Source organism: Gordonia otitidis (genome assembly GCF_020735545.1).
Lineage (GTDB): Bacteria > Actinomycetota > Actinomycetes > Mycobacteriales > Mycobacteriaceae > Gordonia > Gordonia otitidis.
The window spans coordinates 1847595-1869443 of the sequence record NZ_CP085974.1 but is presented as its reverse complement, the minus strand read 5'-3'; the positions used below and the strand labels follow the sequence as shown (position 1 = coordinate 1869443).

The 21849-nt window shown below is 65.5% G+C and carries 19 protein-coding genes; 2 read left to right on the top strand and 17 right to left on the bottom strand.

Translation table 11 applies throughout. The features are described from left to right. From LK459_RS08490 to LK459_RS08465, 6 genes are read right to left on the bottom strand one after another with little or no spacing between them, the layout of a single operon-like run. A complete protein-coding gene (locus tag LK459_RS08490; RefSeq protein WP_007240914.1) occupies nt 1-582 on the bottom strand; it encodes a sarcosine oxidase subunit gamma in 582 nt (193 codons plus the stop codon). Beyond that, nucleotides 575-3379: a 2Fe-2S iron-sulfur cluster-binding protein gene (locus LK459_RS08485; RefSeq protein WP_227922728.1), complete on the bottom strand. Its 2805-nt coding sequence runs from the start codon at nt 3377-3379 to the stop codon at nt 575-577. Before LK459_RS08485 ends, LK459_RS08490 begins: the two co-directional genes overlap by 8 nt. Then, on the bottom strand, nt 3376-3642 hold the full coding sequence (locus tag LK459_RS08480) for a sarcosine oxidase subunit delta (protein ID WP_007239073.1): 267 nt from the start codon (nt 3640-3642) through the stop codon (nt 3376-3378). The genes LK459_RS08485 and LK459_RS08480 overlap by 4 nt, the downstream gene beginning before the upstream one ends. A gap of 31 nt (nt 3643-3673) precedes the next feature. After that, on the bottom strand, nt 3674-4882 hold the full coding sequence (locus LK459_RS08475) for a sarcosine oxidase subunit beta family protein (RefSeq protein WP_007239072.1): 1209 nt from the start codon (nt 4880-4882) through the stop codon (nt 3674-3676). 8 nt (nt 4883-4890) lie between these two features. Next, entirely contained in the window at nt 4891-5949 is a 1059-nt protein-coding gene (locus LK459_RS08470) for a hybrid-cluster NAD(P)-dependent oxidoreductase (protein ID WP_039994077.1), read from the bottom strand. Next, a complete protein-coding gene (locus tag LK459_RS08465) occupies nt 5949-7226 on the bottom strand; it encodes an aromatic ring-hydroxylating oxygenase subunit alpha (protein WP_039994083.1) in 1278 nt (425 codons plus the stop codon). The genes LK459_RS08470 and LK459_RS08465 overlap by 1 nt, the downstream gene beginning before the upstream one ends. A gap of 412 nt (nt 7227-7638) precedes the next feature. Between LK459_RS08465 and LK459_RS08460 the strand changes: the two genes are divergently transcribed. Then, the gene (locus LK459_RS08460; protein ID WP_227922727.1) at nt 7639-9363 is read left to right on the top strand and encodes a flavin-containing monooxygenase; all 1725 of its coding nucleotides are present in this window, start codon (nt 7639-7641) and stop codon (nt 9361-9363) included. Between the two features lie 66 nt (nt 9364-9429). Here LK459_RS08460 and LK459_RS08455 read toward each other — a convergent pair whose 3' ends face one another. The 11 genes from LK459_RS08455 to LK459_RS08405 all read right to left on the bottom strand — a co-directional run bounded on the left by LK459_RS08455 (nt 9430) and on the right by LK459_RS08405 (nt 21256). Further along, the gene (locus tag LK459_RS08455) at nt 9430-10227 is read right to left on the bottom strand and encodes an anti-sigma factor (RefSeq protein WP_007239068.1); all 798 of its coding nucleotides are present in this window, start codon (nt 10225-10227) and stop codon (nt 9430-9432) included. After that, entirely contained in the window at nt 10220-10789 is a 570-nt protein-coding gene (gene sigK / locus LK459_RS08450) for an ECF RNA polymerase sigma factor SigK (RefSeq protein WP_051997971.1), read from the bottom strand. Before sigK ends, LK459_RS08455 begins: the two co-directional genes overlap by 8 nt. A 104-nt stretch (nt 10790-10893) precedes the next feature. Then, the gene (locus LK459_RS08445) at nt 10894-11724 is read right to left on the bottom strand and encodes a DUF1295 domain-containing protein (protein WP_007239066.1); all 831 of its coding nucleotides are present in this window, start codon (nt 11722-11724) and stop codon (nt 10894-10896) included. Next, on the bottom strand, nt 11721-13085 hold the full coding sequence (locus LK459_RS08440) for a class I SAM-dependent methyltransferase (protein ID WP_007239065.1): 1365 nt from the start codon (nt 13083-13085) through the stop codon (nt 11721-11723). The genes LK459_RS08445 and LK459_RS08440 overlap by 4 nt, the downstream gene beginning before the upstream one ends. Then, nucleotides 13082-13957 (bottom strand): DUF1365 domain-containing protein, encoded by an 876-nt coding sequence (locus LK459_RS08435; RefSeq protein ID WP_007239064.1) that lies wholly within the window; start codon nt 13955-13957, stop codon nt 13082-13084. Before LK459_RS08435 ends, LK459_RS08440 begins: the two co-directional genes overlap by 4 nt. Continuing rightward, the gene (locus tag LK459_RS08430; RefSeq protein ID WP_051997970.1) at nt 13954-15303 is read right to left on the bottom strand and encodes an NAD(P)/FAD-dependent oxidoreductase; all 1350 of its coding nucleotides are present in this window, start codon (nt 15301-15303) and stop codon (nt 13954-13956) included. The genes LK459_RS08435 and LK459_RS08430 overlap by 4 nt, the downstream gene beginning before the upstream one ends. 78 nt (nt 15304-15381) lie before the next feature. Further along, nucleotides 15382-15798: a YccF domain-containing protein gene (locus tag LK459_RS08425; protein ID WP_039994079.1), complete on the bottom strand. Its 417-nt coding sequence runs from the start codon at nt 15796-15798 to the stop codon at nt 15382-15384. 39 nt (nt 15799-15837) lie between these two features. Beyond that, nucleotides 15838-17772, bottom strand: coding sequence for a dipeptide ABC transporter ATP-binding protein (locus LK459_RS08420; protein ID WP_227922725.1), 1935 nt, complete (start codon nt 17770-17772; stop codon nt 15838-15840). After that, the gene (locus LK459_RS08415) at nt 17772-18767 is read right to left on the bottom strand and encodes an ABC transporter permease (RefSeq protein ID WP_007239014.1); all 996 of its coding nucleotides are present in this window, start codon (nt 18765-18767) and stop codon (nt 17772-17774) included. The genes LK459_RS08420 and LK459_RS08415 overlap by 1 nt, the downstream gene beginning before the upstream one ends. Next, nucleotides 18760-19653: an ABC transporter permease gene (locus LK459_RS08410; RefSeq protein ID WP_039994061.1), complete on the bottom strand. Its 894-nt coding sequence runs from the start codon at nt 19651-19653 to the stop codon at nt 18760-18762. The genes LK459_RS08415 and LK459_RS08410 overlap by 8 nt, the downstream gene beginning before the upstream one ends. A gap of 37 nt (nt 19654-19690) precedes the next feature. Beyond that, nucleotides 19691-21256 (bottom strand): peptide ABC transporter substrate-binding protein, encoded by a 1566-nt coding sequence (locus LK459_RS08405; protein ID WP_007239012.1) that lies wholly within the window; start codon nt 21254-21256, stop codon nt 19691-19693. A 235-nt stretch (nt 21257-21491) separates the two neighbouring features. Between LK459_RS08405 and LK459_RS08400 the strand changes: the two genes are divergently transcribed. After that, nucleotides 21492-21749: a hypothetical protein gene (locus LK459_RS08400; protein ID WP_039994059.1), complete on the top strand. Its 258-nt coding sequence runs from the start codon at nt 21492-21494 to the stop codon at nt 21747-21749. The last annotated feature ends 100 nt before the right edge of the window (nt 21750-21849 follow it).

The following is a 21849-nucleotide window of genomic DNA, read 5'->3' as shown; positions in this document are numbered from 1 at the left end:
CTATGGGGCCGAGGAGTCGAGAACCACGTACTCCGTCGCGGCGTCGACGAGCCACTGGGCGAGATGGTCGGCGAACGAGGAGCGCACGAACAACGCGAGTCCATCGGGTGATTCGTGAGTCGACCGATGGATGACGACGCCGGTCTGCGCCAGCAGGGTCGAGACGGCGCGGTCTACGGGGAATGCCGTGTCCGACAGATCGATGGCGCACCCGTGGGCCACTATCGTGCGCGCGTGGGGTCCGCCGAGGACGAGGCGGGTACGCTGCCCGGTCGCGTCCATGACGTATGCGCCGTCGCGACCGCGGGCAGCGATGTCTGCTGCGAACTCGTGGCCGCTGACGTATGCGCGGTAGAGCAGCCATTCGTCGGGTCCGAGCCAGACGGCGACCTCACCGTCGTCGTGGCGACGCATCGCGCAGACGCCCGGTAGGGCGAGGTGTGTAATGGCATCGGCATCGGTGGTGCGGACGATCGCTTGGGCCACAGGGGTTTCGGCGAGGTACACCGCCGGCGCGAGCGCATCGAACGTCGACGCCCAGCCGTCCAGCGGTGAGCGTGGTGCGAGCGAGGTGTCAGCCATCGCGTCGGGTTCCTTCCGGGTCGACGAGCACGGGAGAGGTGACCTCCGCTTCGACGAGGCGGTCACCGACGGGTACGGACACCCGCGTACCCACGAGGTCGCGTCCACCCTTCAGCAGGGCCAACGCGAAGGGACGCCCGAGCGCTGCGCTGCGATAGCTCGACGTGATGTGGCCCAGCATGGGCACCGGCGGGGGCGGCAGCGTGCCGTCGACGCTGAGCGCGACGATCTGTGATCCTTCCGGCAGTACGGTCGACGCATCCGTGGGGAGCAGTCCGACGAAGTGCTTGCGCAACGGGTCGGTGTTCGACGCCCGCGCGAACGAACGCTTGCCGATGAAGTCGGCCTTCTTCTTCGACACCACCCAGCTCATGCCGAGATCATGGGGCGTCACGGTGCCATCGGTGTCCTGGCCGATGATCGGATACCCCTTCTCCGCGCGCAGAACGTGCATGGTCTCGGTTCCGTAGGGGGCGATCTGGTGAGGCTCTCCGGCGTCGAGTAGTGCGTGCCAGATGTCCAGCGCGTACTCCGCGGCCACATTGACCTCGAACGCGAGCTCGCCGGAGAAGCTGACACGCCCGATTCGGACAGGTACGCCGCCGAACGTGGTGTCGTGCCACTGCATGAAGCCGAAGGCGTCATTGCTGACGTCCAGCTCGGTGAAGACGGCTCCCACGACGTCGCGCGACCGCGGACCAACGACAGGGAACGTCGCAACATGGTCGGTCAGCGACGTGGTGAACACCTGCAGCTGCGGCCATTCGGTCTGATGCCACTCCTCCATCCAGTCGAGGACTGCCGCCGCGTTCCCGGTGGTGGTGTAGACCGTGTAGCGATCGTCGGCGATACGCATCACGGTGCCGTCGTCCTTCACCATGCCGTCGGGTCCGCACATCACCCCGTAGCGGATACTGCCGACCGGCAGGGTGCTCATCATGTTGGTGTAGAGCATGTCGAGGAAGGCGGGCGCGTCGCGGCCGGCGACGTCGATGACGCCAAGTGTCGAACCGTCGAGAATGCCGACCCCTGAACGGACGGCGGCACATTCGCGTAGAACGGCAGACGTCATGTCCTCGCCGCCGCGCGGGTAGAAGCGGGCACGTTTCCATTGCCCGACGTCCTCGAACACCGCACCGTGGTCGACATGCCACTGGTGCATGGGAGTTCGACGCACCGGGTCGAAGCGATCGCCACGGTCACGTCCGGCCAGCGCCGCGAATGACACGGGGGTGTAGGGAGGGCGGAATGTCGTGGTGCCGGCGTCGTTGACGTCGACGCCGAGCAGTTCCGCGACGATGCCCGACGTGACGATGCCCGACGTCTTGCCCTGGTCGTGTGCCGTGCCGATCGTGGTGTAGCGCTTGACATGCTCCACCGAGGTCATCCCGGCGCCGAGAGCGCGGCTGACGTCGGCGAGTGTCGCGTCGCGTTGGAGGTCGACGAAGGAGATCGAGGCGTCGGCTTCCGCAACACGCCAGCACACGTCGGTCGCGGCCGGCGTGCGTTCGCCGACGTGCGGCACCGCGCGCAGTTCGGGAGCCACTGCTCCGAGCGCGCGGACGGCGGAGAGTCCTGCCCGTCGCCCATCGGCGAGACACGAGGCGACGGTGAGCATTCCGGCTGCGGCCCCGGCGATGTCGGTTGTCGGCAGCTCTCCTGTCGGTAGGAAGGCGGCTGCGGATGCATCGAAGGTCAATGCCCCACGGAGCTGACTCCACAGGTGCGCTGCGGGATTCCAGCCCCCGGACACCAGGACCGTGTCGCACTCGATCGATGTTCCGTCACGCAGCTCGACGCCGCTGACCGCGTCGGTCCCGAGGGCCCCGACCACCGCGCTGTCGGTGTGCAGCGTGATGCCCAGCGCCGCAGCCTGTTCGGTGAGATCAGTTGCCACATCCGTGCGGACGTCGACGATCGCGCGGACGTCGACACCCGCCTCGGCGAGTGTGAACGCGGCGTCGTACGCGGCGTCGCACGCGGTGAAGACGACGGCGCTGGTTCCGACGACGACCCCGTAGCGGCGGAGGAAGTCCGCAGCCGCGCCGGCCAGCATGACGCCGGGAAGGTCGTTGTTCCCGAAGATGATCGGGCGTTCGTGTGCGCCCGCGCAGACAACGGTGTGGCGAGCTCGGATGCGATGGATTCGCTGTCTCGAGACCTGTCGCGGAGCAGCAAGTCCGAGGTGGTCGGTGCGCCGTTCGACGGCGAGGACGAAGCCGTCGTCATACGCGCCGAACGCGGTGGTCCGAACAAGCCGTGAGGTGGTGTCGAACGCGTCGAACTCGGCAACCGCCTCGGTGACCCACGGCGCCCGCGGGGTCGCGCCTCCGGCTTCGGTGCGCTCGTCGACGAGGAGCACTCGCAGACCTGCGCGGGCGGCGATGAGTGACGCCATGAGCCCTGCGGCTCCGGCGCCGACGACCAGCACGTCCGGATGATGATGCAGCGAGTCATATCGTGCGGTGTCGACGTCAGACGACAGTGCACCGAGTCCTGCGACACCGTGCGCGACGAGACCGGGGCACAACTCGACGGTCGTCGCGGGCACCATGGGCTCGCTGTACGGGGCGTCGATGCCGATCTGCGCGGTGGCGTCGTCGGCCCACGAACCCGTCACACCGCGGGGCCTGCCGAGGATGACGCTGCTGGTGATCGTGCGAATCCCGTTGGCCAGCAGTGCAGAAGCAAGTGTGTCGCCCGGATGACCGGTGTACGCGACGCCGTCGAACTCGAACTCGATCGGCACGCTCCGATCGATGCGGCCGCCGGTCGTGGCGCGGTGGGACCGGGTCATCGTACGTCCTCCGCAGCCGGTTGCGGCGAGATCGTGTAGGTCACGGTGTCACGTTCGACGGTGAACCACTGGCGGCAGCCCGCGCTGTGGCACCAGCGTTCGCGCAGTGCGCCCTTCGGGTTCGGGCGGAAGAACAGGTAGCGCGCCCACGCGACGTCGTCGAGTTCTGCTGGATTGTCGGGATAGGCGACACCGGCGGCAGCGCCGTAGTGGAACTCGACTTCTTCGCGCGGTCCGCAGTACGGGCAGGTGATGAGTTGCAACGGATCTCCAGATGTTCGGGGGACACGGTGGTCAATGGGCCACCGCTGCGGCGCCGTGTTCGTCGATGAGGTCGCCGGTGGTGAAGCGGTCGATGGTGAAGGGTGCATTGATCTCGTGCGGTGCCCCGGTCGCCACGGTGTGCGCGAGACACCAGCCGACAGCAGGGGTTGCCTTGAAACCGCCGGTGCCCCATCCGCAATTGAGGAACAGGTTGTCGTACGGTGTGGCTCCGAGGATGGGCGACGCATCCGGCGTGACGTCGACGATGCCCGCCCAGGTCCGCAGGAGGCGTGCGCGACCGAAGATCGGGAACAGTTCGACGGCCGCGGCCATCTGACGTTCGATGATGTGGAAGGCGCCACGCTGGCCGTATCCGTTGTAGGAGTCGACGCCGGCTCCCATCACCAGTTCGCCCTTGTGGGCCTGCGACACGTAGACGTGCACGGCGTTGGACATCACGACAGTGGGGTGGACGGGTTCGAGTAGTTCGGACACGAGCGCCTGCAGTGGATGACTCTGCAGCGGGAGGTCGATGCCGAGTTGATCGGTGAGCGTCGAGGTGTGGCCCGCGGCGCAGAGGGCGACCGTGCCCGCACCGATCCGCCCACGGCTGGTGTTGACCGCGGTGACCCTACCGGCGTCGGTCTCGAATCCGGTGACCTCGCAGTTCTGGATGATGTCGATCCCGGCGTCGCTTGCGCTGCGGGCGAATCCCCAGGCGACCCAATCATGTTTGGCGATACCGCCGCGAGGCTGGAATGTGGCACCGAGCACCGGATAGCGGATGTCGGCGGAGGTGTTGACGATGGGACACACCTCGGCAACCTGTTTGGGATCGAGCCATTCTGCATCGATTCCGTTGAGTCGGTTGGCCTCCACCCGTCGGACGGAATCTCGGACGTCCTGCTCGGTGTGGGCGAGATTGAGCACTCCCCGTTGGCTGAACAGGATCGGGTAGCCGAGCTCGTCCTCGAGTCCTTCCCACAGCGTGAGGGAGTGCTCGTAGATGGCAGCGCTCTCGTCCCACAGGTAGTTCGAGCGGATGAGGGTGGTGTTGCGCGCCATGTTGCCGCCCGCGAGCCAACCACGTTCGAGCACCGCGACATTCGTGATCCCGTGGTTGCGCGCGAGGTAGTGGGCGGTGGCGAGCCCGTGCCCGCCCCCGCCGACGATCACCACGTCGTAGGTGGGCGCAGGATCAGGGTTGCGCCACAGGAAGTCGGGGTGCGGGCTGGTCATGGTGGTCCTCACAGATCGATCACTACGGGTGAGAGGGGCTCGGAACAACAGAGCAGGATCTTGCCCTGTTCGATCTCGCGGCGGTGGATTCCGCCCTGGTGGTTCATCACGACGTCGCCCGAGGTCTTGGTGACCTTGCACGATCCGCACAGACCAACGCCGCACGACGAGGGAAGCGTGACGCCCGCGGCCGCTGCCGCCGCGAGGATCGTGGTGCCCGCGCTGACGTGGATGCGACGTGCGCGTCGGGTGAAGTCGACGCTGACGCCCTCGGGCGTCTCGCCGGGCGCGCCGTCGTCGACGGTGGGTAGCCGGAATCCGAAGCTCTCCTCGTGGATGTGGGCGAGTGTGCCGCCGGAGGCGACGAGCGACGAACGCACACCGGCACGGAACTGCCCCGGACCGCAGAGGAACACCTCCCGCTCTGCGAGATCGGGGCAGATACGCGTGAGCGTCGCCGCATCGAGGCGGCCACGGTGCCCCGACCATGAGGCGCTCGTGTCGTCGTCGACGAGTCGCGTGCAGGCGAAGGCGACGGTGACCCCGGGGTGATGGACTGCGAGGTCGTCGAGTTCGGTGCGGAACGGGATGTCGTCGAGTGTGCGTGCACTGTGGATGAACACGATGTCGGGGACGGAGCCGTCGTGTTCGCGCACCGCTGCGTCGGAATCGGTGGCTGCACGCAGCATCGACATCACCGGGGTGATGCCGCTGCCCGCGGAGATCAGCAGCAGTTTGGTGGCGGGTTTGTCGATGTAGCTGAACCGTCCGAGCGGACCTGATGCGGTGAGAGTCCGGCCGGGAGACATGTTGTCGTGCAACCAGTTCGACACGTGGCCGCCGGCTTTGCGTTTCACCGAGATCGACAGGGTGTCGGGTCGGGTGGGCGACGACGAGATGGAGTAGCAACGCTCGACCGTGCGGCCGTCGATCTCGACACCGACCGAGAGGAACTGTCCCGGATTGAAGACGAAGGTGTAGGGCTCGACGGTGCGGAACGTGAAGGTGGCCATGTCGCGGGTCAGTTCGGTGCGGTCGACGCAGACGAGCAGGTGGTCGGTGCTCATCACGCACTCTCCGCGATTTGGTCGGTAGCAGCCTGCTGTTCGACGTCGAGACCCAGGTTCGCTCGCAGCCGGGTGATGTACCAGTTGATGAACGCCTCGACCTGGAACTCCGACGGCCCGTACGGGCCGGGAACGTATGCGGGATCCGAGATCCCCCGGTGTGCGAGCTGCACCAGATCGGCATCCTGCTGGTTGGTGATCTCCCAGACGCCGGTGAGTCGATCGATGTCGTAATCGACGCCTTCGGTCGCGGCGCTGTTGACCAACCAGGTGGTTCGCACCAGTGTCTCGCCGGGACTGATCGGTATGACCGAGAACAGCACGGCGTGGTCGCTGGTGATGTGCAACCACATGTTGGGCTGCAGGTGCATCGACAGGCGACCCAGCCGGCGATCGGGGAGCGTATCGGTCAGGGGGCGGGTGCAGGCGATGGTGCCGTCGAGCGTGAACGACTCGCCTGCCAGGTCCATCGCCTCGCGTTCGATGTGGAATCCCGTGGGGCGGGTGTCGAGTTGCGCGATGCGCGGATAGGGCAGGCCGAGCCGCGTCCAGGTGTCGATGAGCTCAGTCGTCGCCCGTCGGTAGCGATCGACGACGGCGGCGAGGCGGTCGGGGATGGCGTCGGAATCGTCGTATCCCCATGTCGGGAAGAAGACATTGAGGAGTTCGGGATGCCCGCCGCAGTGATAGCACTCGCGGTTGTTCTCCATCGCGAGCTTCCAGTTTCCGTTCTCGACGAGGTCGGTCTGCTTGGCCACCTTCGCCTCCGCCAGCCGGTGTGGGGCGAGGTAGGGCTCGACGATGCGCGCGACATCATCGATGTCTGCCGGCGGATCGTCGGCGAGACAGATGAATACGAGGCCAGCGATGGTGCGGACTGCGACCGGCCGTAGTGAGTAGCACCGCTTGTCGAAGCCAGGCGCCTGGGCCTCGGCGTACATGAGTCTGCCGTCGGTGCCGTAGGTCCACGAGTGGTACGAGCACACGATGGTGCCCGTCGAGCCGTTCGGCTGCGTGAGCAGCCGTGCGCCGCGATGCCGACACACGTTGTGGTGAGCACGGACGACGCCGTGACTGTCACGCGTGATGATGACCGAACGTGTGCCGAACCCGACGGTCACGAAGTCGCCGGGCTCGGCGATCTCCGGTTCGGTGGCGACGAAGATCCACTGCTTGGCGAAGATCTCGTCGAGATCGAGGTCGAACCACTCCTGATGGGTGTAGCACTCGCCGACGAGGCTCTCGCCTGGGATGCGTGAGGTGATCAGCGTACGCATCGGGGTGCCGAGACCGACGAAAGCAGTTGTTGCAGAAGGCGTCTCGTGGTGTGCGTCAGTGGCCATCGGCGCTCGGTGTCTTTCTCGGTTCGCAGCCGCGTCGCGTACACGTCGGCGCGGGTGCATGCCGACGTCGTCGAGGTGAGGAAGGGGGCGGGTGATGTTGTTCATTACGCAACGATGCGCACGTGATGCAACAAGTCTGCGGGCTATAAGAGGCGCTGTCAATACGGCGAGACACAAACATTCGCCGACGTGTCCGTTTGGACGGTTTCGCGGAGAACAAGAAAATGCCGTCCCACCAGCGAATCTCGGTGCCACGCGAGCGAGCAGGTGATGTTAGCCTTACCTAAATAAACCTAAATCTCAGTCGGGTGACACAACAACGCCCCGCGGACGCAAAGGAATGGCGATGAAGGTGTGTGTCGTGGGCGCGGGCCCGTGCTGGTTGACGACGATCAAGCAACTACGCGACGAGGGGCATGACGTCGTCTGCTTCGACAAGAACGCAGATCTCGGTGGCTTGTGGTTGCGTCACGAAGACCCGCAGACCGACGCCGACGAGATGAAGGCGTACGACAATCTGATGCTGACGATCTCGATGAAACTGATGGCGTACTCCGACCACCCGTTCGGCGACGGCCGCGTCTTCTACACGCGTGCACAGTATCTGGAGTACTTGCATGGTTACGCGGATCGCTTCGGTCTCGCCGAGTGCGTGAGCTTCGGTGCCGAGGTCACCGATATCAGGCGCGAGGGGCGGAGGTGGACCGTGACGACCGTGCGCGAGGGAGTGACGTCGTCGGAGACGTTCGATGCCGTAGCGGTCTGCTCGGGTCCGTTCAAGACTCCGAACCGACAGATTCCGGGACTCGAGAGCTTCACCGGCGAGGTCGTGCATTCGTCGGAGTACCGCAACAGGGATCGGTTCGCGGGCAAACGGGTACTGATAGTCGGTATGGCCGAGTCGGGTGCCGACCTGGTGCGCGAGATCGGCGATGCGGCAACGGAATGCACGCTTGCGATCCGCTCGTATACCTACCTGTTGCCGCGTGTGTTCAACCGCACGCGCACGACCGACAACGGCACCGTGCGCGCCCACGCCCACGAGATGTGCCGCCGATCGTCGGAGTATCCATTCGTCCTCGACACCGTGTGGGGGCGAAACTCCCTGGTGAAGGCGGTGTTCCTGACGGTGTCGGTGGTGCTGGGCATCCTGACGACGGCGACGGGTGTGGTGCGAGCCTTCGCGGGCAGGGCACCAGGTGGCCGACGCACCGTCGTACCCGACGTCAATCCGTTGGGCCAGCCGATGGAACCCGCGAAGATCGACATCGACACACTCGACAACGCCGCCAATTGGGACATGATCAGGACGTGGAATCGGCGCTCGCATCCGGACGGGAGTTGGGCGCAGCGGACGATCTTCTGCAAGAACGTGAGTTTCGTTCCGAGCCTCGTCGACGGCCGGGTGTCGTTGAACGACAGCGGGATCATCGGATCGGACGGGTCGACGGTACGCTTCCGCGACGGCAGTTCCGGCCAGTTCGACGCCGTCGTGCTGTGTACCGGCTTCACCACGGAGAAGCTGTCGATCGGTGACCTCCAGGTCAAGGACGGCAACGTGCGCAACCTCTACAAGCACTTCGTCCATCCCGAACACGACGGCACCGCGGTGTTCATCGGGTTCGTTCGTCCGTTCTCCGGTGGAATCCCGATCTGTGCCGAGATGCAGGCGCGTTACTTCGCCCGGCTGTGCAGCGGGAAGCTGACGCTGCCGTCGAACATCGACGAGCGCATCGGTCGCGAGAAGGAGTGGGAGGAGCACTGGACCGCGTTGAGTCCCGGCCACACGGAGGCGATCCCGTCGCAGGTGCTGTATCTGGACGCGCTCGCCCGCGAGATCGGTTGCCTGGTACCCGCATGGCGAATGATGTTGAACCCCAGGCTGTTCATCCAGCTGTGGTTCGGCAGCTTCAACCAGTCGTGCTATCGGATCGTCGGACCGCACAAGCTGGGCAGGGCCGCGCTCGACGACCTGTATTCCGAGACCGTCGAGAACCGGTGGCAGATGGCCGGCCAGTTGGCGTTGTTGCAGTTGGCACCGAGGCGTGTGCATCCGAAGCATCTGATCTGAGAAGTTGTGTGGGATCCACGGGTACAGAAATGCCCCCGTGGATCCCACACAACATGCTTGCTCTCGTCAGGTCAGCGGTAGCTCTGCGACAAAGCTCCCCGTCGGTGTCTTCGAACCGCCCGGTGGTTCGACACTGAACGCCAGCGACCTCGCGCCACCGATGTGCTGGATCACCGCCGTCGTCGACGGCGCGACGTCCTTGTCGGTCATGGTCCCCGCCGACGTTGCGCCCTCGGGCCCGACCAGCCACATCTGGTAGACCGTGCCCGACTTGGGTGGCGGCACATCGTTCATGACGAGCACGCCGGCGTCGGCGCTCTCGGAGTACGCGACCGTCGCCCTGCCCGACGCGACCGTCCCCGACGCGGTGCGGATGTCCTTCGCGTCGAACACCTGCTGTGCCGTGGTCTGCTGGGGCGTGTCGTCCGACGACGAGAGGTTGGCGCCGATGGCCCAGCCCACGGCACCGATCGCGACCGCCACGATCGCGGCCGCCGCGAGGTAGACGATACGACGGCGCGCCGGGAAGGTGACGACCTCTCCGCTGGGACTCGCCGGTGGGTCGTCGTGCTCGTCGGTGACCGGGGTCTGCTCTTGCGGTTCGTTCTGGATCAGGTGCAGCAGACGTGCGCGCAACTCCGGTGGGGGAGCGGCCGAGGTGGCTGAACTGACTGACGCCATCGTCTCGCGCGTGCGTCGCACATCCCGGTCGAATGCGGTGCGGTCGATGTCGGACGCTTTCGCGCGGCGTCGTTCCACCGAGTCCAGCTCGGCCGGGCCGAGTGCGTCGAGGCCGAGCATCGGTGCGAGGCTGACCAGGTTGTCGTCGGAAGACGGTGCCTCCGTCTGTCTTTCGTCAGACATCGGCACCCCCGAGGCAGGTGCGCAGGCGTGCGAGTCCGTCGCGGATCCGACTCTTGATGGTGGGCAGCGCCACCGACAGTCGTTCGGACACCTCGCGATAGGTGAGGCCCTCGTAGTAGGCGAGGCCGATGGACTCGCGCTGGACGTCGGTCAACGTCTCGAGGCACCCCCTGACCTGCGAGCTGGTTTCACGTTTGTCGACCGCTTCGCTGACCTCGTCGAACATCGCGGTGTAGTCCTCGGCCCCGTAGGTCTCCTCGCGGCGTGCGCTTGCAGTCTCCGACCGGACACGGTCGACGGCGCGGCGGTGCGCCAACGTGATCAACCAGCTCAACGCGGAGCCGAGTTCGGGACGGAACGTCGACGCCGAGCGCCAGACCTGCAGGTAGACCTCCTGAGTGGTCTCCTCGCTGTAGCCGGGATCGCGCAGCACCCGCAGCACCATGCCGTAGACGCGGTGACTGGTGAGGTCGTAGAACTCGGAGAACGCCGTCTCGTCGCCGGATGCGATCTTCTCCAGAAGTATGGGCAGCCGGGTGCCGGCGTCGTGGTCAGCGGTCACCGACAGGCCTCTGCGTTCATCGCAGTTCACCCTAATTGGCGACGTGTCGGGCCTCAACCAGCCGGGGTCTGTCGCCGACCATCGAGGCGCGGTGAGCAGGGCGGTCATGGGGTGGATCCCTGACTACCCGCCCCCTCACCCTTCTTCGGCGGCAGAGGGAAGAAATACGAGGTACGTCGTTGGTACTCGGGGTAGCCGTCGCGCTTGCTCATCGACTGTTCGAGCAGCCGTGCGCCGGTCGCATACACCAGGAAGTAGGTCATCACGACCGGCGAGAGCACCGTGACAACGCCCGGCCACGCGGACGCGGCGATGAGCCACATGCCCCACCACACGGCAGAGTCGCCGAAGTAGTTCGGGTGACGGGTCCATGCCCACAGCCCGCGATCCATGATCGTGCCCTTGTTGGCCGGGTCGGCCTTGAACGCTTTCATCTGCGCGTCGCCGACGGCCTCGAAGGTGATACCCACAGCCCACACGAGAACGCCCGCGATCAGCACGATCCACCAGATCCCATGCGTGGCATGGGTTACCGACGACACCTGCAGCGGCAGGGAGACGAACCACTGCGCCGCGGCCTGGGTCCCGAAGATCTTGCGGATGACCAGGCCAGCCGAGGGGTTCTCGCCGAGGATCTTCGCGTACCGCGGGTCCTCACCCTTGCCACGGACCTTGCCGACCATGTGCCAGGTCAGTCGAAGGCCCCAGATACTGACGGCGATGGCGAGAATCCAGCGCCTCGTCGCATCACCTCCACCGAGGATCAGCGCAAGCCAGCCGATGCCGACGAAGCCGAATCCCCAGATGACGTCGACGACGTTGTAGTGGCCCAGACGTCGGCCGATGGCGAACGTGATGGCCTGCAGCACGAGGATGAAGAGCAGCGACGCTCCGGTGACCACTCCGAACCCGGCCCAGCCGGTCAGCCCGGTCACGGGCGCACGTCCTGGGGTTCGTCGCGGGTGAACACCAACTGGTGGACATCGAGGTACCCGGCGCGAAAGCCCGCCTCCGAGTAAGCGAGATAGAACTGCCACATCCGCATGAACGTCGGATCGAATCCGAGCGCTGCGACGTCGGCACGACGCGCCGTGAAGCGTTCACGCCACAGTCTCAACGTCTCCGCATAGTGCGCGCCCATGGAGAGGTTGTCGCGCAGGCGGAGTCGTGTGTGTTCGGTGGTGACGTCGCGGAGGGCAGGCAGTGAGGTGAGTTGTCCGCCGGGGAAGATGTACTTGTGCACCCAGGTGTAGGTGTTCCGGGATGCGCGCATCCGGTCGTGCGGCATGGTGATCGCCTGGATGGCGACTCGTCCGCCTGGTGCGAGAACCCTGTCGATCGTCGAAAAGTAGACGGGCCAGTACTTCTCGCCGACCGCTTCGATCATCTCCACCGATATCACCGCGTCGTAGGTTCCGGTGACGTGCCGGTAGTCGAGGAGGTCGATCTGCACGCGGTCGGCGAAGCCCGCCTGCTCGACGCGCTGCATGGCGAGGGCGCGCTGTTCACTCGAGAGCGTCACCGATCTGACTGTGGCGCCGCGTGCCGCCGCACGTAGACAGAGCTCACCCCAGCCGGTGCCGATCTCGAGAACCCTGGTGCCCGCGCCGACACCTGCGGCGTCGAGAAGGCGGTCGATCTTGCGTCGCTGAGCGTCGGCGAGGTCATCCCAGGTCGCCAGGCTGGGTTGAGGGTGTGCAGCAGGTGCGTCCGCGGCGGTGAGTCCGGGTTCGAACAGTGCACTCGAGTACGTCATCGTCTCGTCGAGGAAGGTCGCGAACAGGTCGTTCGACAGGTCGTAGTGCCGTGCGATGTTGGTGCGCGTGTTGGTGGTCGTGTTCTCCTCGTCAGCGGGATGTCGGGGAAGGACCAGCGACCGCAGCGTCTGCAGCGGCTTGGGGACGAGTCGCGCGACTCGTTCGGCGAACGGTGTGAGGACTCCGACGAGGTCGTCGGTGGTCCAATCGCCCGCCATGAACGACTCGCCGAACCCGATGAGACCGAGCGAGCCGACCCGACGCGAGAACGCCACAGGCCGTCGGACGATCATGCGGGGCAACACCTCGTCGGTCTTCGATCCTCGTCGTGACCCGTCGGGCAATTCGATGCGCACGCCGATTCCGGCCGTGGCATGGCGGAACAACCATGCGGCAGCTCGGCCGCGGATGCGGGCCGCCGTTCCGGTTGGCACCGCGGCGACGTCGGGCCAGCGGCGTGCGTCGGCAGCGGAGAGGTCGGTGCCGAGTGCACGCGACTCGGTGCCCGACGAATCGGAGTCGGTGGTGGGACTACTCATCGGTGACCTTTCGGATAGTGGGTGGTCTCGACATGGCTGCTCGCCGCACTCGCGGCCCGCCCGGCCAGCGGTTGGGGATGCTCGACCAGCGGGCCGTCGGAGGGGTCGGTTTCACGTGGAACGGTGTGGCCGCGAAGGCCGTCACGGGGAACGATCGGAAGTCGCTTGGCCCACAGTCGGATTCCCTGAAACCTGATACGAGCCGAGACCACCAGGGGGACAAGTGGCGTGCGGACCTGCGTCGCCAGCACGGCGCGCGGCGTCGCCGGCTCGGTGCGTCCGGACAGCGAGGCGACGAACGGCGCATGTCCGGCACGTTCGAGGACGATGGACACGGCCACCCGATCGCCGGTGGGCGGCGGCATCCGCAGTCGGTAGTGCCCGGAGACGTCGTTGAAGGGCGAGACGTAGAACTGCTTGTCGACTTCGGCGCGCCCGTGGTCGTCGAGATCGACGACGTAGCAGTGACGTCCGCCGTAGGTGTTGTGGACCTCGGCCACCGCGAACGCGAGCGAGCCGTCGGCGTGGTGACACCAGAACACACTCAGCGGATTGAAGACGTATCCCGCGACCCGCGGCGACATCAGTGCGACCACCCTGCCGTTTGGCGGTTCGACGCCGACACTGAGCAGATGCGCGGTCAGCCGGTCGCGCAGGGTCTGGTCGTCGATCATCGGTTCAGGGAAGTGGTCGGCCGCACGAAACCGCGCAAAGGCTCTCAGCGGGGCCGGAACCGTCGGGAGATCGTCGATGTCGACCAGCCACGACACACTGCGGTAGGTGAACGCGTGCCGGATAGGGGTGGTGCGGGTGTGCGTGATCCGAGTGCGGACGAGTTGTGCGGTGAAGCCGGATGTGGGGGAGTTCGTCATGCCGGCTCCCGTTCGTCGTCGGCGTTGACCGGTTGTGGTGCATCCCATACGACACCGAGACGTGCGGCGGCGCGGGTACCCGACAGTGCGCCGTCCTCGTGGAAACCCCAGCCGTGGTAGGCGCCCGCGAAGACCACCGAGTCGGTGTCGATGTCAGGTAGGAGTGCTTGTGCTGCAACCGATTCCGTGGTGTAGACGGGGTGCTCATATGTCATCGACGCGATGATCGTCGTCGGGTCGACGAGATCGGTGCGTCCCAGCGTGACGAGCATGCGTGGATGATTGGGATCGAGTCGCATGAGGCGGGTCAGATCGTAGGTGACGGCGACCTGTGAGTCGTCGACCACGCCGGACCCGTCGTCGTGGATCTGATAGTTCCACGACGCCCAGGCACGTCTGGCTCGCGGCATCACCGATGTATCCGAGTGCAGCACTGCGGGTTTCGGCGAGTACTCGATTGCCGAAAGCACTCGACGCTGCTCGGCTGTCGGTGCGTCGAGTAGTCGCAGAGCCTGATGCGGATGGGTGCCGAGTACGACGGCGTCGAACCGAGCGGGACCTGCCGAGGTGACGAGTTCGACCGTCCCGTCTTCTTTCTCTGCGATGTGGCGAACCGGAGTGTCGACGTGCACGTCGCCACCCCGGCGTCGAATCCCGTCGGCGACCGCCTGCACGTACTGCCTCGATCCTCCCGTCACCGTGCGCCAGGTCGGCGAACCGAACACCGACAGCATGCCGTGGTGGTCGAGGAACGTGAACAGGTAGCGCGCCGGGTAGCGACTCGCGGACGCGGCGTCGCACGACCACACCGCCGCGACGAGAGGCAACATGAAGTGTTCACGAAAGTAGGTCGAGAAGTGCTCACGATCGAGGAAGTCGTCGAGTGGTTCGTCAGAGTCCGGCGTGTCGAGCAGCGTGCGTGCCGCGCGGTGGAACCGCACGACCTCCCCGAGCATGCGGAGATATCGGGGCCGGGTGAGGTTCCGCGGTGTCGGGAAGAGTCCGGAGGGTCCGAGGGCACCCGCGTACTCGAGGCCGCTGACGCGCGAGGAGACCGACATCGACATGTCGGTCTCTTGCGTGTCGACGCCGAGCTCGGCGAACAGCCGCAGCAGCGTCGGATAGGTGCGGTCGTTGTGGACGATGAACCCTGAATCGACGCCGACGGCACTGCCGTCGGGCATCGCGACGGAATGGGTGTGCGCATGGCCGCCGAGCCGGTCGTCGGCCTCGAACAGTGAGACGCGTGCGCGCGTCGACAGGACATGCGCCGCGGTGAGACCGGCCACTCCACTACCGACGACGGCGACTGTCGACGGTGGCGTGGAACGTTGGCGCGGTGTCATGCCCGGTGTTCGGATCCGGACACCGGTGCGGATGGGTGGGATCGAACACTGTGTCTCGGCCGCATCGCGGTCACCGGATCACGCCGCTCTCGGAGCGGCCATCACGGAATCGATCGAGGTCGACCCACTGGGCACGATCCTCGCCCCGAGCGGCATCAGCGAGATGGGGATCATCTTGAAACTCGCGATACCCAGCGGGATGCCGATGATCGTCAGGCACATCGCGATGCCGGTGGTCAGATGGCCGATGGCCAGCCACAGCCCGGCCACGATGATCCAGATGACATTGCCGATCACCGACCACGCACCCGACTCGGGATCGCGGACCACGGTGCGTCCGAAAGGCCACAGCGCGTAGTTGGCCATCCGGAACGACGCGATACCAAATGGGATGGTGATGATCAGGATGCAGCAGATGATGCCCGCGATGACATAGCCCAACGCCATCCAGAACCCGCACAGCACCAACCAGATGATGTTCAGCAACGTCTTCATGAACACCATTGTGGTCCTCGCCGAAGGCAGAGGCGAGGACTACTGGTGAACTTCGAGATCCCGTCCCGGGATCGCCGCGAGCAGTTCACGCGTGTAGTCCGACGTCGGATTGTCGAAGACGTCGTCGGCGGTGCCGCTGTCGACGACCTTGCCCTTCTGCATGACCAGCACGCGATCGGCGATCTGCCGGACGACGGCGAGGTCGTGCGTGATGAACAGGTAGGTGAGGTCGAGTTCGCGCTGCAGGTCGTCGAGGAGGGTGAGGATCTGCTCCTGGACGAGCACGTCGAGCGCCGACACCGCCTCGTCGCACACCACGACCTCGGGATTGAGTGCGAGTGCGCGGGCGATGGCGACTCGTTGACGTTGGCCACCCGAGAGCTCGTTCGGGAATCGTTGCATCACCGACGACGGCAGCGCGACCAGGTCGAGCAGTTCGCGGACCCGGGCGATGCGCGAGCTCTTGTCACCGATCTTGTGCACGACGAGCGGCTCGGAGATCGCGCGGTAGATCGAGTACATCGGGTCGAGTGAGCCGTAGGGGTTCTGGAACACGGGCTGCACACGGCGTCGAAAAGCCTTCGCACGCGTGCCCGTCAACGAGGTCACGTCGTCGCCGTCGAAGTGCACGGTGCCCGACGTCGGTTCGATCAGACCGAGGACCATGCGCGCCACGGTCGACTTGCCGGACCCGGATTCACCGACGACGGCCGTCGTTGTGCCACGGTCGAGTGTGAAACTCACGTCGTCGACGGCGCGGAACGGCGTTGCCTTGCGGAACGGCACCGAACTGCGAATCGGGAAGTCCTTCACCAGGTTCGCCGCGACGACCACTGCGGAGTCGGGCGTGGCCTCGACGCGGCTGCTCGCTGCGCTCGCGGCCGGCTCGGCCAGCGGGGAGGTTGTGGCTGGCTCGACCAGCGGGGAGGTTGTGGCCGGCTCGACCAGCGGGGAGGTTGTGGCCGGCTCGACCAGCGGGGAGGTTGTGGCCGGCTCGGCCAGCGGGGAGGTTGCGGTCGGCTCGACCAGCGGGGAGGTTGTGGTCGGCTCGGCCAGCGGGGAGGTTGTGGTCGGCTCGGCCAGCGGGGAGGTTGCGGTCGGCTCGGCGGGAGTGTGCCGGTCGGCGCGGCGCGACGACAGTGACGGCGCGGCCGCGACGAGACGTTTGGTGTACTCGTGGTGCGGATTGGTGAGGATCTCTTGCGCCGGACCGGATTCGACGATGCGGCCGCGGTACATCACCACGAGGTGACTGGCGCGCTCTGCGGCCAGGCCGAGGTCGTGGGTGATCAGCAGGACGGCCGTGCCGAGTTCGTCGGTGAGCGACTCGAGGTGGTCGAGGATCTCGCGTTGCACCGTGACGTCCAGTGCCGAGGTCGGTTCGTCGGCGATGAGCAGCTTGGGTTTACCGGCGAGGCCGATGGCGATGAGCGCGCGCTGCTTCATACCGCCGGAGAACTCGTGCGGATACTGCGCGGCGCGCTTCTCGGGATCGCGTAGGCCCGCCTGACGGAGCACTTCGACTGCGCGAGTGCGGGCCTCGCCGCGGGTGGCCGCACCGTTGGCCACGAGCGTCTCGCGGACCTGGAAGCCGACTCGCCACACCGGGTCGAGGTTGGTATTGGGATCCTGTGGCACGAGTCCGATCCCGCTACCCCTGACCTTCTCGAACTCACGCCGCGACGCATGTGCGAGATCGTTGCCGTCGAACAGGATCTGGCCACCGGTCACCGCACCGTTGCCCGGCAGCAGGCCGAGGACCGCCGCGGCCGTCGTCGATTTGCCCGAGCCGGACTCGCCGACGATCGCGACGGTCTGACCGGGATACACCGTGAGTCCGACGCCGCGCACAGCGGGGACGTCGCGGCCCCGTGAGTGGAAATCGACTCGCAGGTCCTTGATCTCGAGCAGCGGCGTAGATGCGGCGGCCTCGTTCTCCGAGGTGTCCTCGGAGTACCGTGTGTCGGTCGTCATCAGCGGGTCCTCGCCTTCGGGTCGAGCGCGTCGCGCAGTACGTCACCGAGCATCATGAACACCAGCACCGTGATGGCAAGTGCGGCAGCGGGGTAGAACAGGATCGGCTGGCCCTCACGCAGCAGCTGCTGACCCGCGGCGATGTCGATGCCCCACGAGACGGCGGTCGACGGCAGGCCGATACCCAGGTACGACAGGGTCGCCTCGGTGACGATGAAGACGCCGAGCGAGATCGTCGAGATCACGATGACCGGGCCGAGTGAGTTGGGTATGACGTGCGTGAACAGCGTGCGCAGTCGTGTCGAGCCCAGTGAGCGTGAGGCGTCGACGAACTCCTCGTTGCGAGCCGAGATCGCCGAACTGCGTGCAATGCGGGCGATCTGGGGCCAACTGAAGATGGCGAGCACCACCACAACCGTGTAGACGGTACGAGCCGAGACCATCTGCATCGTTACCACGGCGGCGAGGATGAGCGGGATCGCGAAGAAGATGTCGGCGAGGCGCGAGATGACGGAGTCGAGCCAACCGCCGTAGAAACCCGCGAAGACGCCCAGCAGTCCGCCGACGATCACGACAGCCAACGTGGTCAGGATGCCGACGAGTACCGAGTCGCGGGCGCCGTAGATCACTCGCGAGTAGATGTCGTGTCCCTGGAGGTCGGTGCCGAACCAGTGCGCGGAACTCGGTGAGAGCAGCGAATCCTCGAGATTCGCGTACTGCGGGTCCTGGTGTGCGAAGAGGCCGGGGAACGCGACGATCAGCAAGATGATGACCAGGAGGATCATCGAGATGATGAACACCGGCTTGGTGCGGATCTCCTGCCAGGCCGACTTCCAGAAGCCGGCGGGGTCGACGTCGTCGACGAACTCGTCGACCTTGCGCAGCTCGACGTCGTCGACGTCGGCGACGAACCGGTCCTGGCCGGGGAAGACACTCCGGGCGGCGTTGGGAACCTCGCCCCTCTTGAGTGCATCGGTGCGTGGTGTGTCAGGCATAGCGAATCCTCGGATCGAGTGCGGCATAGAGCAAGTCGACGACGATGTTGCAGACGAGGTAGATCAGGACGAGCACTGTCACGAACGAGACGACCGTCGGCGCCTCGCCACGGATGACCGCTTGATAGATCGTCCCGCCGACGCCGGGGATGTTGAAGATGCCCTCGGTGACGACGGCTCCGCCCATCAGCACGCCGACATCCGTGCCGATGAACGTGACGACCGGGATCAACGAATTACGTAGGACGTGCACCGTGATCACCCGGGGGCGGCGCAACCCCTTGGCCGACGCTGTACGCACATAGTCTGCGGTCAGATTGTCGGCGACCTCGGAGCGCGTGAGGCGCACGATGTAGGCGAAAGAGACTGCGCCGAGCACGAATCCGGGAAGTATCAGGTGGTAGAAGTCGAGGTTGCCGCCGACGGTGACCGGGAACAGGTGCCACTTCACGCCGAGTAGATACTGCGCGACGAAGCCGAGCACGAAGATCGGGATCGCGATGATGATCAGGGTGACGATCAGGATCGCGGTGTCGTACCAGCGACCCTTGTTCAGCCCGGAGATCACACCGAACACCACACCGCCGATGGTTTCGACGACCAGCGCGATCAGCGTCAGGTTCACCGTGACTGGGAATGCGCGCTTCATCACGTCGAATACCGGTTGTCCGGAGAAGGAGGTGCCGAAGTCGAGGTGGAACACCCCGCCGATGTAGTTGAAGTACTGGACGTAGAACGGTTGGTCGAGGTGGTACTGGGCGCGCAGTTGCGCGATGAGCGCGGGCGACATGGGTTTTCCGCCGCCGAGCGCCGCGATGGGATCGGCCGGCACCAGAAAGACCATCGCGTAGATCAGGAAGGTGGCGCCGAAGAACACGATCACCATCTGGCCAAGTCGGATAAGGAGATATCTCGTCACCGGTTCACTCCTTCGCTTCCTTGGTGATGCCCGGGTAGTCGGGCAGGCCGTTCCACGACAGTTGGGCGGTGACCTCCGACGCTGTTCCGCCGGCGCCGATGTAGTCCCACAGCGGGATGTTGGGTAGATCCTGCAGCAGGGTTTCCTGGGCGACATTGGTGAGTCTGTAGGACTCGTCGTCGGAGCGTGCCCGCTGTGCGGCGTTCAGCTCTGAGTCGAATGTGGGTGACACGTACTGCGAGTCGTTGGAACCTGCACCCGTCACGAAGATCGGCGCGAGGAACTCCAACATCGACGGATAGTCGCCCTGCCACCCGGTTCGCGCGGCGGTCTTGATCGTCTTCGCGGTGATCTCCGATCGGATCTGCTTGAAGGTCGGCTGCGGCGCCCCGTGCGAGTCGATGCCGAGAGTGTTCTTGATCTGGTTGCAGACTGCGTCGACCCAGACCTGGTGATCACCGTCGGAGTTGTAGGCGATCTGGAACGAGCCGTTCCACGGAGCGATGGCGTTGGCCTCCTGCCAGAGTTGCTTCGCCTTGTCGGGGTTGTAGTCGAGGACCTCGCTGCCCGGGATGTCGCCGCTCCAACCGGGGAGCGACCGCGCGGTGAAGTCTCTCGACGGCGTGCGCGCGCCGCGGAAGACCACCTTGGTGACCTCAGGGCGGTCGATGGCCATCGAGATCGCCGCTCGACGCAACTGTCCCTCGCGGCCCGCGGCGAAATGCGGCAGGTAGTAAGGGATCGCGATCTGCTGGTTGGAGGCCGTCGGCTTGGTCAGTGCGTGTGCGCCGAGCGCCTTCTTGTACGAGTTGAGCGCGCTCACCGGAATCGTGTCCGTGACGTCGAGGTTGCCCGAGGTGAGATCGGTGTAGGCGGTGTCGAGGCTGGAGTACAGCACGAAGTTGATTCCGCCGTTGTGCGCCTTGTCGGGACCCTTGTAGTCGTCGTTGCGCACCACGTTGATCTGGACGTTGTGTCGCCAGGCATCGGAGCCCGCCATCTTGTAGGCGCCGTTGCCGATCGGGTGTTCACCGAATTCCTTTGCGCCCTCGGTGAAGAAGACGTCGGGAAGCGGTTTGAACGGCGTGAACCCGAGGCCCAGTTTGAAATCGATGTTCGGTTGCGTCAGCCGAACCGTGAAGGTGTAGTCGTCGACGACCTTCAGACCCGACATCTCGTCGGCGGTCGAATTCTCGCCTGCGACAACGTCGTAGCCGTCGATCGGCTCGAAGAAGCTCTGCTGCAACTGTGCGTTCTTGGTTGCGGCACCGAAATTCCATGCGCGAACGTAGTTTTCAGCCTTCACAGGCGTACCGTCGGTGAACTTCCAGTCCCTCTTGAGATGGATTGTGTAGTTCTGGTTGTCGGCGGAATCGACCGATTCCGCGTTCGCCAGCTGCGGCTTGCCGTCGGCGTCGTAGGCGTAGAGGCCGGTGAACAGCGCGTCCACCACGCGGCCGCCGCCGTTCTCTGCGGTGTTCGTCGTGACGAGACCGTTCTGCGGTTCGGTGCCGTTGACGCTGATGATCGCGTTCGGTCCGGTCGTGTTGACCGTACGTGCGCCGTCCATGCTGCAGCCCGTGGCGACCAGTGCGGTCGCCGAAGCCAGAACGAACAGGACCTGCGCGACGTGCCGGCGTGGACGATGTCGGCGTCGCAAACGAGCCTCCCCCGGGTCATGGTGTTGTAGACATTCCCACTGACCTTACGGCTTGATTAGTTAGACAGATTCACGAAATCGGACCTATCGGACAGCCAACTTCTCCAGCCCTGCTCAGGGCATCGAAGATCGATACGCTGGTGCGGTGAATGCCAGCTCGTCGGAGCAGACTCGCGTTGTGCTGTGGTCGGTGGTGACCGCGCTCGTCCTCGTCGTCCGCTTCCTCGCTGTGCTGGTCACGGCTGTGTGCGTGATCGCGTGGGTCATTGCCATGGTGCGCGACTCCTGGAACAACATGTTCTTCATCCCGGCGATCGTCGCGGCCGCCGCACTCCTGGTCAGCACCTACCTCTACAGCTACCTTCGGGCGCGATATCCCCGTCGGAACGGGCGTCTTCTGTGATCAGGCTCGTGGACTCCGGTCCGCATTGTGCGGCCCGTTGTTGCTGAGATCACACCTTCCACGGCACAATCGGGGGAACATCGGGGTGATCATCGGAGGG